Annotated in this window: 14 protein-coding genes; 5 read left to right on the top strand and 9 right to left on the bottom strand. The window is 63.6% G+C overall.

Annotated features, from left to right (window positions below; translation table 11 throughout):
• Positions 1-32: 32 nt before the first annotated feature.
• On the top strand, positions 33-557 hold the full coding sequence (locus ASF66_RS17720) for a DUF4124 domain-containing protein (RefSeq protein WP_442962786.1): 525 nt from the start codon (positions 33-35) through the stop codon (positions 555-557).
• 49 nt (positions 558-606) lie between these two features.
• Here ASF66_RS17720 and argB read toward each other — a convergent pair whose 3' ends face one another.
• From argB to coaBC, 4 genes are all read right to left on the bottom strand, one after another.
• Positions 607-1,512, bottom strand: coding sequence for an acetylglutamate kinase (gene argB, locus ASF66_RS17715; protein WP_049860364.1), 906 nt, complete (start codon positions 1,510-1,512; stop codon positions 607-609).
• 24 nt (positions 1,513-1,536) lie between these two features.
• Positions 1,537-2,961: a phosphomannomutase/phosphoglucomutase gene (locus tag ASF66_RS17710; RefSeq protein ID WP_236707125.1), complete on the bottom strand. Its 1,425-nt coding sequence runs from the start codon at positions 2,959-2,961 to the stop codon at positions 1,537-1,539.
• A 1,164-nt stretch (positions 2,962-4,125) separates the two neighbouring features.
• On the bottom strand, positions 4,126-4,581 hold the full coding sequence (gene dut, locus ASF66_RS17705) for a dUTP diphosphatase (protein ID WP_056844792.1): 456 nt from the start codon (positions 4,579-4,581) through the stop codon (positions 4,126-4,128).
• A gap of 8 nt (positions 4,582-4,589) precedes the next feature.
• Positions 4,590-5,798 carry a bifunctional phosphopantothenoylcysteine decarboxylase/phosphopantothenate--cysteine ligase CoaBC gene (gene coaBC / locus ASF66_RS17700; protein ID WP_056844791.1) on the bottom strand — a complete coding sequence of 403 codons (1,209 nt, stop codon included), beginning with the start codon at positions 5,796-5,798 and terminating at the stop codon, positions 4,590-4,592.
• Positions 5,799-5,931: 133 nt separating this feature from the next.
• Between coaBC and radC the strand changes: the two genes are divergently transcribed.
• Entirely contained in the window at positions 5,932-6,606 is a 675-nt protein-coding gene (gene radC, locus ASF66_RS17695) for a RadC family protein (RefSeq protein WP_043192194.1), read from the top strand.
• Positions 6,607-6,716: 110 nt separating this feature from the next.
• Here the strand turns inward: radC and ASF66_RS17690 are convergent, their stop codons facing one another.
• Positions 6,717-8,306 carry an ABC transporter substrate-binding protein gene (locus tag ASF66_RS17690; protein ID WP_056844790.1) on the bottom strand — a complete coding sequence of 530 codons (1,590 nt, stop codon included), beginning with the start codon at positions 8,304-8,306 and terminating at the stop codon, positions 6,717-6,719.
• A 373-nt stretch (positions 8,307-8,679) separates the two neighbouring features.
• Here ASF66_RS17690 and rpmB point away from each other — a divergent pair, with 373 nt between their 5' ends.
• Both rpmB and rpmG read left to right on the top strand, forming a co-directional pair.
• On the top strand, positions 8,680-8,913 hold the full coding sequence (rpmB, locus tag ASF66_RS17685) for a 50S ribosomal protein L28 (protein WP_007894701.1): 234 nt from the start codon (positions 8,680-8,682) through the stop codon (positions 8,911-8,913).
• A gap of 12 nt (positions 8,914-8,925) precedes the next feature.
• Positions 8,926-9,081: a 50S ribosomal protein L33 gene (rpmG, locus tag ASF66_RS17680; protein ID WP_022960960.1), complete on the top strand. Its 156-nt coding sequence runs from the start codon at positions 8,926-8,928 to the stop codon at positions 9,079-9,081.
• Between the two features lie 86 nt (positions 9,082-9,167).
• Here rpmG and ASF66_RS17675 read toward each other — a convergent pair whose 3' ends face one another.
• On the bottom strand, positions 9,168-10,721 hold the full coding sequence (locus tag ASF66_RS17675; RefSeq protein WP_201782776.1) for a glycoside hydrolase family 32 protein: 1,554 nt from the start codon (positions 10,719-10,721) through the stop codon (positions 9,168-9,170).
• A 41-nt stretch (positions 10,722-10,762) separates the two neighbouring features.
• Positions 10,763-11,122: a cupin domain-containing protein gene (locus tag ASF66_RS17670; protein WP_049860357.1), complete on the bottom strand. Its 360-nt coding sequence runs from the start codon at positions 11,120-11,122 to the stop codon at positions 10,763-10,765.
• Positions 11,123-11,285: 163 nt separating this feature from the next.
• Between ASF66_RS17670 and ASF66_RS17665 the strand changes: the two genes are divergently transcribed.
• Complete coding sequence (locus tag ASF66_RS17665) at positions 11,286-12,779, top strand: aldehyde dehydrogenase (protein ID WP_056844788.1); 1,494 nt, start codon at positions 11,286-11,288, stop codon at positions 12,777-12,779.
• Positions 12,780-12,803: 24 nt separating this feature from the next.
• Here ASF66_RS17665 and ASF66_RS17660 read toward each other — a convergent pair whose 3' ends face one another.
• Both ASF66_RS17660 and ASF66_RS17655 read right to left on the bottom strand, forming a co-directional pair.
• On the bottom strand, positions 12,804-14,366 hold the full coding sequence (locus tag ASF66_RS17660) for a phospholipase D family protein (protein WP_049860355.1): 1,563 nt from the start codon (positions 14,364-14,366) through the stop codon (positions 12,804-12,806).
• 43 nt (positions 14,367-14,409) lie between these two features.
• Positions 14,410-15,849 (bottom strand): aminotransferase-like domain-containing protein, encoded by a 1,440-nt coding sequence (locus tag ASF66_RS17655; RefSeq protein WP_056844787.1) that lies wholly within the window; start codon positions 15,847-15,849, stop codon positions 14,410-14,412.
• Between the last annotated feature and the right edge of the window lie 78 nt (positions 15,850-15,927).

Here is a 15,927-nt window from a genome sequence, read left to right as displayed (position 1 = left end):
CGGTCTTGGCCGTGGCCGCGCAGGCACCGGTCATGCTGCTCTATCGCTATGTCGATAGCCGCGGCGTGACGGTGCTGGATCGCCAGGGCGTACCGCCGGAGTACGTGGGCAAGGGTTATCAGGTACTCAACCAGAGCGGTCGGGTGGTACAGACCGTGCCGCCTGCGCCGACGGCCGAAGAAATACGCCTCAAGCAACAAGCCCAAGTGCAGTCGCAAGCCGATGTGCAGTTGCTCGACCGCTATCCATCGCTGGAGGAGCTGGACAAGGCCAGTGCTCGTCGCAGGGCGGAGATCGATGCCCTGATTGCCGTGGCCACGGCGAACGTGCAGACCTTGCAGGGTCAGCAGACAGCGCTGCAGGGGCAGGCAGCGGCGCAGGAGCGGGCGGGTCAGGAAGTGTCGACATCGATGCTCGACCAGTTGCGTGATGTGCAGGCTCAGATCATTGACGCCAAAGCGCGAATCGCCAAACTGCAGCAGACACGCAGCGAAGCGGACGCCGGGTTCGCCCAGCAGCGAACCCGGTTGGTCAAACTCCTCGAATCCCCGCGGTAACCGCTTCGGCGGTCGTCGCGGTGCTTCTGATGCACCCCGCGCGGTCAGGTCAACCGATCTTCTTGTTGCTGATCAGGGTCCCGACACCGCTGTCGGTGAAGATTTCCAGAAGCACGGCATTGGGGACGCGGCCGTCGATGATGTGCGAGGTGGTCACGCCACCCTGGACCGCTTCCAGCGCGCAACGGATCTTGGGCAGCATGCCGCCGTAGATGGTGCCGTCGGCGATCAGGCCCGATACCTGCTCGGTGGTCAGGCCGGTCAGCACGTTGCCTTCCTTGTCCATCAAACCCGCGATGTTGGTCAGCAGCATCAGCTTCTCGGCCTTGAGTGCCTCGGCCACCTTGCCGGCCACCAGGTCGGCGTTGATGTTGTAGGACTCGCCATCCGGACCGACACCGATGGGCGCGATCACCGGGATGAAGTCACCATTGACCAGCATGTTCAACAGATCGGTATTGACCCCGCTGACTTCCCCGACGTGGCCGATGTCGATGATCTCCGGCTTGGTCATTTCAGGGGTCTGACGGGTCACCGTCAGCTTGCGTGCGCGGATCAGCTCGGCGTCCTTGCCGGTCAGGCCGATGGCGCTGCCGCCGTGGCGATTGATCAGGTTGACGATGTCCTTGTTCACCTGGCCACCGAGCACCATCTCCACGACGTCCATGGTCTGGGCGTCAGTGACGCGCATGCCGTCGACGAAATGGCTCTCGATGGACAGGCGCTTGAGCAGGTCGCCGATCTGCGGCCCGCCGCCGTGCACTACCACCGGGTTGATGCCGACAGCCTTCATCAGCACGATATCGCGGGCGAAACCGGTCTTGAGCTCCTCGCTCTCCATCGCGTTGCCGCCGTACTTGATCACCAGGGTCTTGCCGACGAAGCGGCGGATATAGGGCAGCGCTTCGGACAATACCTTGGCGACGTTGGTGGCGGCATCACGTTCGAGGGTCATGCGGGGCTCCAGTGAAACAAGTGGTCAGAACGGTAGGTGCAGATCGGGTGCGACTTTCAACAACTGGGTACGGAAGACGCCCTGGATTCGTTCGAGTTCCTCGGCGTCTTCTGCCTCGAAACGCGTCACCAGCACGGGGGTGGTGTTGGAGGCGCGGACCAGGCCCCAGCCTCTAGGGTAGTCCACGCGCACGCCGTCGATAAGGGTGAGCTGGGCATCCCCCCACTGAGCGCCGTGGTGCAGGGCGTCGATGATGCCGAATTTGCTGTCTTCGGTCACCGCAATGTTGAGCTCGGGCGTCGACACGTCGTCGGCGAATGCGGCGAAGACGTCTTCGGCACTGAGGTGTTCACGGCTGAGGATTTCCAGCAGTCGCGCAGCGCTGTAGATGCCGTCGTCGAAGCCGAACCAGCGTTCCTTGAAGAAGATGTGCCCGCTCATTTCCCCGGCCACCAGCGCGCCGGTGCGCTTCATTTCTTTCTTGATCAGGGAATGCCCGGTCTTCCACATCACCGGGCGGCCGCCGTGTTCCTTGATCAGCGGGCCCAGGCGACGCGTGCATTTGACGTCGTAGATCACGTCGGCGCCGGGGTTGCGCGACAGCACGTCGCGCGCGAACAGCATCAGCAGGCGATCGGGATGGATGATGCGGCCGGTGTTGGTGACTACGCCCACACGGTCCGCGTCGCCATCGAAGGCCAGGCCCAGGTCGGCGCCCGTTTCGCTGACCTTGGCGATCAACGCCTGCAGATTGGCGGCCTTGCTCGGGTCCGGATGATGGTTGGGGAAATGCCCGTCGACCTCGCAGAACAACGGGATGACTTCGCATCCCAGAGTCGCTATCAGCTGCGGCGCTACCACGGCACCGGCGCCGTTGCCGCAGTCGACCACGACCTTGAGTCGGCGGGTGAGAACGATGTCATCGCGGATCTGCGCCACATAGCGCTCCAGGATCTCGACCTTCTCGACGCTGCCCTGGCCTTGGCTGAGGTCGTTGTGCAGCAGGCGCTGGTGCAGGGCCAGGATCTGTTCGTTGGCCAGCGTGTCGCCGGCGATCACTACCTTGAAGCCGTTGTAGTCCGGCGGGTTGTGGCTGCCGGTCAGCATCACACCGGAGCGGCCGCTGAGCACGTGGTTGGCATAGTACAGCGCAGGTGTCGGCACCAGGCCCACGTCGCTGACGTGGCAACCGGCGTCAACCAGGCCCTGGATCAACGGCTGCACCAGCTCGGGACCGGACAGGCGCCCGTCGCGGCCGACGTTGACGTTGGCCTCGCCCATGGCCAGGCTTTGCGCGCCGACGGCACGTCCCACCCAATAGGCGGTGTCGGCATTCAAGGTGCTGCCGACGATGCCGCGAATGTCATAGGCGCGAAAGATGCCGTGGGGCAGCGCTGGCGGCACGTCGCTCGCTTCGACGACAGGCTCGGTGGCGTCGAGCTCGAGCATGTCGATGTCCTGGAAGATCGGATTGGTCCAGTCGTCCACGACCGGCACGGGCGCAGGCGCGGCTGTGCTGCTGTCGGCCGGACGCGCGGCGCCCTCGCGCAGGGACAGGCGCGCCAGACCCTGTGCCAGGCCGTTGAGGGGCGCCAGGCTCAAGCCGAACGCCTTGACCGCCTTGCCGCCGGACAACTCCTCGAGCAACTGCTCAAGCTGCCGCGCGTCGGCCTCGATGCGTGCATACAGTTGGCGTTGGGCCAGACGTACCGCCAGCGCGGCGCAGCCGATGGCGATCGCCGCGGCAAGCATCATCAGGCCCAGTGCACTCCAGGCAAACGGTGGCTTGAACAGTGGCCCGGGACTGAATTCCAGGCGCCAGTTGGGGTTGGCGGTCAGATACGGGTAGCGCATGGCCGACGCATTGCTGCCTTGTTCGACCAGCACTTGCGGCGGGCTGCCCAGCACGCTCTGCTGCAGGCGCAGTTGGCCGAATTCGGCGTCGGGCAGTGCCAGGGCCTGAGTCAGGGGCTGCATCTCGAAGGCCAGTACCAGCGTACCCAGCACTGGGGATGTCGAGCTTTGCTGGACGGTGGCGACGTTGTAGATCCACCAGCGCCCGTTGACCTTGTAGGCCTCGGGCGCAGTGGCAGTACCGCGTTCGGCGCGGCTGATCATGTCCAGTACGGCAAAATTGATCGGCGCAGCACCCTGCTGATCGACCTTGGTCTGCCTCGGCAGATTCAGGCGCACGCCCTGCAGGCCATCGATCAAGGGCACGGCGTCAACGGCCTGAGCGATGAGCGAAGGGTCCTGGCTGGCCAGCGCAGCCGTCAGTGCCGGTGAGTGAGCCAAGGTAGCGGTTACGCCGGCTTGGCGCGCGATCACGGTGTCCAGACCTGCGGTGAAAGGCGCGGCGGCGGTCGCCTCGGCGTTCTGGAAGGCACGGCCGGCGAGCGGCGCGACGACCAGAAACCAGATCAGCAGCAAGGCGACGAGCACGCCGACGACGGCGATCAGCAGTGCCTGGTTACCGGCGGTGGTCCGCGCGTTCGAAGCCTGGCCGTGCTCGGCCGTCTTGGCATTGCGAGGAAATCCTTTCACCTGTCATCTCCGCATTGAACGCTTTGAGGCGGACGGGCATCGCCACGGCCGCTGGGTCTGCATGGCCGTTTACTGCGTGCCGGAGTGACCGAAACCGCCGGTCCCGCGCTGGCTTTCGTCGAAGCTTTCGACCAGTTCGAAGTGAGCCTGCACCACAGGAACCAGCACCAGTTGAGCGATGCGCTCGCCCACCGTCAGGGTGAACTCGCTGTCGCCACGGTTCCAGCACGAGACCATCAGTTCGCCCTGGTAATCGGAGTCGATCAGGCCGACCAGGTTGCCGAGCACGATACCGTGCTTGTGGCCCAGGCCCGAGCGCGGCAGGATCATCGCTGCCAGGCCCGGATCACCGATATAGATCGAAAGGCCGGTAGGGATCAGCAGGGTCTGTCCAGGCGCCAGCAGGGTGTCTTGCTGCAGCATGGCGCGCAGGTCCAGGCCTGCGGAGCCGGGTGTGGCGTAGTGTGGCAGCGGGAAGTCCCGGGCCAGACGTGGGTCAAGGATCTTGGCTTGTAGGGTGTGCATGGATGTCGTTAAACCTGATCGAGGCGCTTGGCGATGAAGGAAACCAGCTGGCGGGCGATCTTGCCCTTGCTGGTCTGGGCGAAAGCAGTGGTCTGCAACTGGCGGTCGATCACGCTGCAGGCGTTTTCTTCACTGTTGAAGCCGATGCTGGGGTTGGCGACGTCGTTGGCCACGATCAAGTCCAGGTTCTTGTCCTTGAGCTTGCGCGCGGCGTAGTCGAGCAGGTGCTCGGTCTCGGCGGCGAAGCCGACGCTGAATGGACGATCGGCGCGACCGGCGATGGTCGCCAGGATGTCCGGGTTGCGGACCATCTGCAACAGCAGGCCGTCACCGCTGCTGGGGTCTTTCTTGAGCTTCTGCGCAGCCACCACTTCGGGACGATAGTCGGCCACGGCAGCAGACGCGATGAACACGTCGCAGGGCATGCCCGCCTCGCAGGCGGCGAGCATGTCGCGCGCGCTGACCACGTCGATGCGGGTGACGCGGTCGGGCGTGGACAAGTGTACCGGGCCGCAGATCAAGGTGACGCGGGCGCCGGCTTCGACGGCCGCTTCGGCCAGGGCAAAGCCCATCTTGCCGGAGCTGTGGTTGGTGATGTAGCGCACCGGGTCGATGTTTTCCTGGGTCGGCCCGGCAGTGATCAACACGTGCTTGCCGGTCAGTGCCAGGTGCTCGAAACATTCGGCCGCGCACAGCGCCAGTTCGGTGGCTTCAAGCATGCGGCCCAGGCCGATGTCGCCGCAGGCCTGGCTGCCAGCGGCCGGGCCGAAGACCTTGAGGCCGCGGCTGCGCAGCAGGTGCAGGTTGTCCTGTGTGGCCGGGTCGCGCCACATGGCCTGGTTCATGGCCGGGGCGATGGCCACGGTGGCGTCGGTGGCCAGTACCAGGGTGGTCAGCAGGTCGTTGGCCAGGCCCTGGGCCAGGCGTGCCATCAGGTCGGCGGTGGCCGGGGCGATGAGGACCAGGTCGGCCCATTTGGCCAGATCGATGTGGCCCATGGCAGCTTCGGCCGCCGGGTCGAGCAGGTCCAGATGCACCGGGTGGCCGGACAGCGCCTGCAGGGTCAGGGGCGTGATGAACTCGCTGCCGCCCTTGGTCATTACCACGCGCACTTCGGCGCCCTGCTCCAGAAGCCTACGTACCAGCTCGGCGCTTTTGTAGGCGGCAATGCCGCCGCCGACGCCCAGAATGATGCGTTTTCGATACAGCCGCTGCATAGGCCTGCCTTTATATCTGGTAATAACACCACGGTGAAACCGCCTTCCGGGGCCGGATCGCCGTGCAAAAAGTTGCGCTAAGATAGCACAGCGCTCGCTATGGAACAGCGAGGCACACAGACAGGGAGTGGGGATGAGTATTCGCGATTGGCCCGAGGCCGAGCGCCCTCGTGAGCGCCTGCTGGCGCATGGTCCGGGCAGTCTTTCCGATGGCGAGCTGCTGGCGATATTCCTGCGCACCGGCGTGGCCGGGCACAGCGCCGTCGACGTCGCGCGCAACCTGCTGATCCGCTTCGGCGGTCTGCGCGCCTTGCTCGAAGCCGACCAGAAAACCTTCAGCCAGCACTTCGGCATGGGCCCTGCCAAGTACGCCCAGTTGCAGGCCTCCATCGAGATGAACCGTCGCTACATGGCCGAGCGGTTGAACCGCGGGCCGGCCATGGAAGATCCGGAGTCGGTGCGCCGCTACCTCAAGGCCAAGCTGCGCCACGAGCGCCAGGAAGTGTTCGGTTGCCTGTTCCTCGACACCAAGCATCAGCCGTTGGGGTTCGAAGTACTGTTTCGCGGCACCATCGACAGCGCGGCGGTTTACCCGCGCGAAGTGGTCAAACGGGCTATCGCCCTGAACGCCGCGGCGTTGATCCTGGCGCACAACCATCCTTCCGGGAATCCAACCCCGAGCCAGGCCGATCGCTCGCTGACCCAGCGCCTCAAGGAATCATTGGCGCTGGTGGATGTGCGGGTGCTCGACCACATCATCATCGGCGAGGGCGAGCCGTTGTCGATGGTCGAGCACGGGTGGATGTAAGGGGCGAGATTCGGCTGTACATGCACCGGCCGCTCCTGCAGGGATCCGTGGTGATACGAAAATCCACTGTGGGAGCGGGTTCTACCCGCGAAGAGGCCGGTAGTGGCAGCCTATTTCTCCACTGAAACCCTGGAGAAATCCTGCCGACCGAATGGGCTGACGGTGTAGCCCTCGACCCCTTCGCGAGCCAGTACGGCGGCGGTGGGGTGGGCCAGCGGTAGCCACAGCGCCTGCTTCTGGATCTGCGCCTGGGCCTGCTGGTACAGCTTGCTGCGCTGGGCCTGATCGGTCACTGCCTTGCCGTCGCTGATCAGCTTGTCCAGGCCCTTGTCGCAATAGCGAGCGAAGTTGGTGCCCGACTGCACGGCTGCGCAGGAAAACTGCGGGGTGAGGAAGTTGTCCGGATCGCCGTTGTCGCCGGCCCAGCCCATGAACAGCAGGTCATGCTCGCCGGCCTTGGCACGGCGAATCAACTCGCCCCATTCGATTACGCGGATCTCGGCCTTGATGCCGACCTTGGCCAGATCGGCCTGCAACAGCTGCGCGCCCAGGCTGGGGTTGGGGTTGAGCAGGCTGCCCGAAGGGCGGGTCCAGATCGTGGTGTTGAAGCCGTCCTTCAAGCCCGCCTTGGCGAGCAACTCGCGCGCCTTGGCCGCATCCTGCTTGTAGCCGGGCAAGTCCCGTGCATAGCTCCAGGTATTGGGCGGGTAGGGGCCGTTGGCAGCCTCGGCGGTGCCTTCGAAGACGGCCTTGAGGTAGCTGTCCTTGTCGAAGGCCAGGTTGATGGCCTGGCGCACTTCAGGCTTGTCCAAAGGCGGGTGCTGGCTGTTGATGGCCACGAACGCGGTCATGAAAGCCTCGGTCTTGATCACCTTCAGGCTCTTGTCGTCGGCGGCCGCAGCGATGTCCAGGGGCTTGGGCGACAGGGTCAGCTGGCATTCGTTGCGGCGCAGCTTCTGCAGGCGCACGTTGGCGTCCGGGGTGATGGCGAACAGCAAAGGGTCGACGGCAGGCTTGCCGGCAAAGTAATCAGGGTTGGCCTTGTAGCGCACCACGGCGTCCTTTTCGAAGCGCACGAATACGAAGGGCCCGCTGCCGATCGGCTGGCTGTTGAGCTTTTCCGGAGTGCCGGCTTGCATCAGTTGGCCGGCGTATTGCGCCGAATAGATCGAGGCGAAGCCCATGCTCAGGGTCGCCAGGAACGTAGCATCGGGATGATCCAGGGTGAACCGTACGGTCAGTGGATCAGGCGCCTCGATTTTCTTGATCAGGCCAGGCAGTTGCATCGACTGGGCGTGCGGAAAGCCGCTTTGCGCCACCTTGTGCCAAGGGTTGGCCGGGTCGAGCATGCGTTGGAAACTGAACAGCACGTCCTGCGCGTTCAGCTCGCGGTCTGGCTTGAAGTAGGCGGTGTCGTGGAACTTGACCCCTGGGTGCAGCTTGAACGTGTAGGTCAGGCCATCGGCCGACACGGTCCAGCTGTCCGCCAGGCTGGGGATGACCTTGCCGGCCTTGGCGTCGAACTCCACCAGGCGGTTCATCAACACGTCGGCCGACGCGTTGGTGGTGGTCAGGGAGTTGTACTGCACCACGTCGAAGCCTTCGGGGCTGGCTTCGGTACAGACCGTCAAAGGCGCAGCATGCACCAGCGCAGAGGCAAACAGGGGAGCAAGCAAGAACGGCAAAGTCGCAAGACGCATGGTGTGTTTCCTTGGCGTGTCGAGGGCCCATCTGCCTATGCAGTCTGGAGAAAAGTCCTACCCTAGAGATGTCGAGCAGCGTTGACTATCCCTAAATCGTTTTTTTGCGCGACGAGTGGTCATGTCGCAGCACGCCCGCCGGTGCTGTGCCTGCGCCGATGCCGGCGCAGCTGGGCGCATCGATTGTGCATCTGGAGTTGTTGCACTGCAGGGTTTCTGGTATAAAGCAGCGCTCTTTTCTAGGGCCCTGTTCCTCTGCCTTCACGGTGAGGCGGGTAAGACCCTGAAGAAACGCGGCGCCGTGCGCCAAATGACTGAAAGATAAGCGGCCAACCCATGCCGGGTTGGGCATGTGGTTTTAGAGGGCTGAGGCATGTCGAGAGTCTGTCAAGTTACCGGTAAGGGTCCGGTGACTGGGAATAACATTTCCCACGCAAACAACAAAACCCGTCGTCGTTTCCTGCCGAACCTGCAGCATCACCGCTTCTGGGTTGAAGAAGAGAAACGTTTTGTTCGCCTGCGCGTATCCGCCAAGGGCATGCGTATCATCGACAAGCGCGGCATCACTGTCGTGCTGGCCGAAATTCGCAAAGCTGGCAAGATCTAAGGGAGCTTTATCATGCGTGAATTGATTCGTTTGATCTCGAGCGCCGGTACTGGTCACTTCTACACTACCGACAAGAACAAGCGTACTACCCCGGACAAGATCGAGATCAAGAAATTTGATCCGGTTGTTCGCAAGCACGTGATGTACAAGGAAGGCAAAATCAAGTAATTGATTTTGGCGACCAGAAAAAGGCCCGCATCGAAAGATGCGGGCCTTTTTTTGTGCCCGGTTTTGCGCAGGCCCAGGCTTTCGATCTAGCGATGCTGGGCTTGGGCGCTGGTAATGGGGTTCAGGGTGGTGACGAAAACCTTGCTCAGGCGCGCGTTTCCTCCTTGTGCAACAACGCTGATGCGCTCCAATGGCGATTTCGTGTAGTACAGCGCAGTCCCTGCCGCGCTGCCTGCGGCACCGAGCAGTTCCAGGCAGGAACGATCGATCACCAGGTGCATGTCCATGGTGCGGGTATCAGGTTGGAAGGCATACGAAAACCGGTCGACGAAATAGCGCTGCTCAAAGCCTGACGCACCGTGTCGGTCGATGAACAAGCCGCCGAAAGGGCCCGCGTCGAATCCGGCCTCAAGGGTTTCTCCAGCCTGATTGGACAGACGGACCGTCACCACGGCACCTGGCTGCAATTCAACTTCCAGACGCACCTCGATCGCCTCGCCAGCGGGCAATGCGGCACTGGCCAGCGTTGCGCTGCCCCATGGCCGGGTGTCGTCGATCAGGACCTTGCCCGCCAAGGGAGCGAGGTCGACGAACTGCTGCACCAGCCGCCAGTCCTTGCCCACGCGCCGCAATCCCAGGGTCCGCGGCAGTGTCATCATGCCTCTGGATGGTGAGGCAGGCACCTCGTTGGCGTACTGCCAGTTGCTGAGCCAGGCCAGGCCCACCGGTGCCCCGGAGTGGTTGGAGAAGCTTTGAAAGGCGTAGAAGTCCTTGCCGAAGTCCATCAGCCGCGTGACGCGGTCCTCGGCGGTGAACTGCCGGCCGTCGAAGTCGCCGATGAAATACTGCACCGTACTGCCGCCCAGGGGGCCGCCGGGGTTGATCGAAAGGATCAGCACCCAACGCTCGCCGCCGTTTTCGACGGGTACACGGATCAGGTCCGGGCACTCGTAGTCGATGCCCAGCAGGCCGCTGTCTGCGAATTCACCGCGCTTGTCCCAGGATTTCAGATCGACCGAGCCGTAGAACAGCACCCGATGCGAGCGTGCCTCGACCACCACCATGATCCAGCACTGTTCCGGCGCGTGCCAGAAGACCTTGGGGTCGCGGAACTGGCTGGAACCGATGTCCAGCACCGGGTTGTGAGCGTACTCGACAAAGCTGCGCCCGCGGTCGCTGCTGGCGGCGATTTCCTGGGTCTGCAGGGTTGCCGAAGCGCGCGTATAGATGGCGACGATGCCGCCCGCTCGTTCCCCAGCGTCTGGTTGTGCCTGGAACAGTCCGCTCAGGTTGTGCTGGTCAACCACCGCGCTGCCGCTGAACGCCTGACCGGCCGGGGTGTTGAACAAGGCGGTGGGCAAGGTCTGCCAATTGAGAAGATCAGGGCTGACGGCGTGTCCCCAGTGCACGTTGCCCATCGTCGTCGCCGACGGGTTGTGTTGATAGTAAAGGTGATATTCGCCGTCGAAAAACACCAGGCCATTGGGGTCGTTCATGAAGCCTGTGGGCGGTGCGTAATGCACCTGGGGCGTGTAGTTGCCGCCGGTCGTGGGGCGTTTTTCGTCAGCCTGGGCGAAACGATAGAAAGCCGCACCGGTAGCCAGCAGGGCGGAGCCGATAGCGAAATAACGTCGTGTCATCAACGGTTGTAGCTCCTGGATCTAGGCATGGGGCGCGGTGCTTATTTGGATTCGAACACCACGTAGATCTTGCGGCACGCCTCCAGCACCTCCCAGGTGCCAGTGAAACCTGCAGGGATCACGAAGCGGTCGCCGGCGCGTAAGGTCTTGCCGTTGCCCTGGTCGTCACGCAGCACGGAAACGCCCTGCACGATTTCGCAATATTCGTGCTCGGTGTAGTTGACCGTCCATTGCCCCACCTGGCCTTCCCAGACCCCCGCGTTCATCTGTCCGCAGGGGCTCTGGTAGTGGTTGAACAGTGTCTGTTCGGGGTCGCCGCCGAGGATTTTTTCAGGCGCCGGGCGGTAGCGTTCCGGGGTGACGCTGTGTTGGGCGAAGTCGACGATGCTGGTGATGTTCATGCAGGAAACCCCTCGCTTGTTGGATAAAACGCACATCCGTGGGCCTATGTGCGCTGGGTGTCAAATATATTGAAAAGCGTCGCACCAGTGGTTTAGGGTGGTTCGATGTCACCCCGCTCAGCCTTGCACGGCCGGGCTTTGCATTCAATCACAGGAGATCCGTATGACCACTCTGACTCGCGCTGACTGGGAACAACGTGCCCAGCAGCTGAAGATCGAAGGGCGCGCGTTCATCAACGGCGAGTACACCGACGCCGTGTCGGGCCAGACCTTCGAATGCGTAAGCCCCGTCGACGGTAGACTGCTGGCCCAGGTGGCCAGCTGCGACGCTGCCGACGCCGAGCGCGCGGTCGAGAATGCCCGCGCCACGTTCAACGAAGGCGCCTGGGCCAAGGCCGCGCCGGCCAAGCGCAAGGCCACCCTGATTCGTTTCGCCGGGTTGTTGCGCGAGCATGCCGAGGAGCTGGCGCTTCTGGAAACGCTGGACATGGGCAAGCCGATCAGTGATTCGCTGAACATCGATGTACCCGGCTCGGCCAATGCCCTGGCCTGGAGCGGCGAAGCCATCGACAAGGTCTACGATGAGGTCGCTCCGACCCCGCACAACCAATTGGGGCTGGTCACGCGTGAAGCCGTCGGCGTGGTGGCCGCAGTGGTGCCGTGGAATTTCCCTCTGATGATGGCCTGCTGGAAGCTGGGGCCGGCCCTGGCCACGGGCAACTCGGTGATCCTCAAGCCGTCGGAGAAATCCCCATTGACCGCCATCCGCATCGCGCAGTTGGCGATCGAGGCGGGCATTCCCAAGGGCGTGCTCAATGTGCTGCCGGGCCATGGCCACACGGTCGGCAAGGCACTGGCTCTGCACATGGACGTGGACACCGTGGTCTTCACCGGTTCCACCAGGATCGCCAAGCAACTGATGATCTACGCTGGCGAGTCGAACATGAAGCGCGTCTGGCTGGAGGCGGGCGGCAAGAGCCCCAACATCGTGTTCGCCGATGCACCTGATCTGCAGGCGGCGGCCGATTCGGCAGCCAGCGCCATTGCCTTCAATCAGGGCGAAGTCTGCACGGCTGGCTCGCGCCTGCTGGTGGAGCGTTCGGTCAAGGAGCGCTTCCTGCCCATGGTGGTCGAGGCGCTCAAGGCCTGGAAGCCAGGCAACCCGTTGGACCCGGCGACCAATGTCGGTGCTTTGGTGGACACCCAGCAGATGAACACGGTGCTGTCCTACATCAGCGCCGGTCAGGAAGGCGGTGCCACCTTGCTGGTGGGTGGCAAGCGCATCCTTGAGGAAACAGGCGGCACTTACGTCGAACCGACCATCTTCGATGGCGTGACCAATGCCATGAAGATCGCCCAGGAAGAGATTTTCGGGCCGGTGCTGTCGGTGCTTACCTTCGACACTGCCGAAGAGGCGGTCAGCATCGCCAATGACAGCGCCTACGGCCTGGCCGCAGCGGTATGGACCGCGGACATCTCCAAGGCGCACCTGACGGCCAAGGCGCTGCGCGCCGGCAGCGTGTGGGTCAACCAGTACGACGGTGGCGACATGACCGCGCCGTTCGGTGGGTTCAAGCAGTCGGGCAATGGTCGTGACAAGTCGCTGCATGCGTTCGACAAATACACCGAACTGAAGGCCACCTGGATCAAGCTCTGAGCCACTGCCGGTCGGGCTGGTCGATCAAAGCATCTTCTCCAGCCCGATCACTTCACTGGCCCACGCATTCAGCCGCCGCCACCAGTCACCCGGTTCGCGGTACAGGGTGTGCATCTGCTGGTGGTCCTCGGTGTCCCACACCACCTGGCCATTTTCCAGGCGCACCTGGTAGCTGCGTGCAGGCGACATGCCCTCACGGGCCAGGTGGCGCATCTGCGCCGCCAGTTCCGGGCTGTCCACCAGCACGCCGACCTCGGTGTTCCACAGCACCGAACGCGGGTCGAAATTGAAAGAGCCTATGAAGGACTTGCGCTCGTCGAAGATCATCGCCTTGCTGTGCAGGCTGGAATCGGAACTGCCACTGAAGCTCAATGTGCCACCCGCATCGTCACCCGGCTGACGGCGCAGTTCGAACAGCTTCACTCCGTGCTCGAGCAAGTTCTTGCGGTAGGGCACGTAGCCGCCATGTACCGCAGGTACGTCGGTCGCTTCCAGGGAATTGGTCAGCAGGCTGACGTCGACACCGGCATCGGCGCGTCCGGTGAGATAGTCGCGGCCAGCTTTGCCCGGCACGAAGTAGGCGGAGATCAGCATCAGCTCATGCTTGACCTGGGTCAGCTCCGGAGCGAGCTGCGTGGTCAGCAGCAGGTGCGGGTCGGGCTCGCCTCGGGCCAGCACCTTGGTCGGCGCATCCCATAGCGCCTGGCCCCAGGCCCAGATCAACTGGCGCCGCCAGACGTCCAGCTGTGGCGCGCTCTGGTAGGTCATCAAGCGTTCGTAGAGGGCGTGATGCTGGCTTCGCGAGGTGGTCAGGGACTTTTCCAGGCGCACCCGCGACGCGGCCAGGTGTTTGGCCGTCGGCACCGTGAACAGAAAATTGGCAATCGGCTGGCTCAGCGCACTGTTCCAGTACTGATCGAAGCTGTAGCCCAGTTGCTGGGCGACCGGCCCGAAGCCGAGCAGGTCGATGTCTGTGAAGTTCATGTCCGGCTCGGCGTCGAAGTATTCGTCGCCCAGATTGCGTCCGCCGACGATAGCCACGCTGTTGTCGGCCAGCCACAGCTTGTTGTGCATGCGCCGGTGCTGCCGAGACAGTTGCAGCAGGCGGCCCACCGCGCGTGTGGCGCCGGTCGAGCGACCCAGGTGGGTGGGGTTGAATAGGCGGATCTGGATGTTGTGATGCGCGGCGAGGGTGGCGATGGTCTTGTCCAGGCCATCACTGGTGGTGTCGTCCAGCAGGATGCGTACGCGCACGCCGCGGTCGGCGGCCTTGAGCAGTTCGTCGACCAGGGCGCGGGTACTGAACCCGTCGTGGACGATGTAGTACTGCAGGTCGAGGCTGACCTGGGCATTGCGGATCAGCTCGGCACGTGCGCGAAAGGCCTCGTCACTGCTCGACAGCAGGCGGAAGCCCGACTGGCCATGATGGGCCTGCACCTGGGCCTGCACCGACCTGCCGAAGGCCGATTGTTCGGCCGGGAGCATTTCGCTGTATTCACGCGGCGCATTCACGCTGGCACAGCCTTGCAGGGCGAGGATCAGGGTCAACAGCAGCGGTAACAGCCTGGGGCAGGGCAAAGCGATCATCCTTGCAGGGAGGGCGGGCGTGCCGTTCGACCTTGGCACGGGCTCAAAGGTCGGCATCGGGGTGCGGATTATCCGCAAGCAGCTGCCGAGCGCAGGTACCCACGGTGCGTACGGCGGCCTCGATGTCGGGCGAAGGCTTGCTGGCGAAGTTCATGCGCAGGCAGTTACGGTACTTGCCCGACGCCGAAAAGATACTGCCCACGGCGATCTGTACGCCCTGGTCGAGCAGCAGGCGGTTGAGCTTGAGGGTATCGAAGCCCTCGGGCAGTTCGACCCACAGCATGAAGCCACCCTGGGGACGGCTGCAGCGGGTACCGACGGGAAAGTAGCGGGTGACCCAGTCGATCATCAGGTCGCGGCTGCGCTGGTACTGGGTGCGCATGCGGCGCAGGTGCGGTTCGTAATGACCACCCTTGATGAACTCGGCGATCGCCAGCTGCGGCTGCGTCGAGGTCGACCCGGTGCCGATGTACTTCATGTGCAGCACCCGCTCCAGATAGCGACCGGGGGCGACGAAGCCGATGCGCAGGCCGGGGGCCAGGGTCTTGGAAAACGAACTGCACAACAGCACGCGACCGTCTTCGTCGAACGACTTGATGGTGCGCGGACGGGGATAGCTGAAGGCCAGGTCGCCATACACATCGTCCTCGATGATGGCCACGTCGAAGCGTTGCGCGAGCGTCAGCAAGGCACGCTTGCGAGCTTCGGGCATCACGTAGCCCAGCGGGTTGTTGCAATTGGGCGTCAACTGTATGGCCTTGATCGGCCATTGCTCCAAGGCCAGCTCCAGCGCTTGCAGGCTGATGCCGGTGAGCGGGTCGGTCGGGATTTCCAGGGCCTTCATGCCCAGGCCCTTGAGTGTCTGCATGGCGCCGAAGAAGCTGGGCGAGTCCACGGCGACGATATCGCCGGGCTCGCAGATGGCGCGGATGCTGGCCGACAGCGCTTCATGGCAACCGGTGGTGACGACCAGTTCACCAATGCCCAATCGGCAGCCGGCATCCACCAATAGCCGGGCGATCTGCTCCCGCAGGGCCTGGGTACCATACAGCGAGTCGTAGTACAGGCCCGGCATCGCCTGGTGCCGACTCAGGCGGGCCAGCTCGCGCAACAACGGTCGCAGGGTCGGACTACTGACGTCGGGCATGCCACGGCCCAGTTGCACCACGTCATCGCGCGGCGCGGCACGCATCAGTTCGACGACCTGGTCCCACTGCGAGATGTCCACGGGGCGCTGCATGGGGCGGCCCACGGCGGGCAGTGCCGGCAGTTCGCGGGCGGTGGGCACGAAATAGCCGGATTTCGGCCGGGGAGCGGCCAAGCCGTGGTCTTCGAGCTGGCGATAGGCTTGCTGCACGGTGCTCAGGCTGACGCCGTGCTCGATGCTCAGGGCACGCACCGACGGCAGGCGATCGCCAGGGCGGTAGAGGCCTTGTTCGATGCGCTGGCTGAGCAACTGGGCGAGGTTCATGTACAGCGTCATGGGCGTGCTCGAACTGATGACCATACAGATGCGTAGAAAATACAGCATTCAGACGCGCTGGTCAGCCTTCTGTATGAA

The organism is Pseudomonas sp. Leaf129 (assembly GCF_001423465.1).
GTDB classification, from domain to species: domain Bacteria; phylum Pseudomonadota; class Gammaproteobacteria; order Pseudomonadales; family Pseudomonadaceae; genus Aquipseudomonas; species Aquipseudomonas coleopterorum.
Note: the sequence above shows the minus strand (reverse complement) of the source record. Positions and strands in the feature narration are given on the sequence as shown.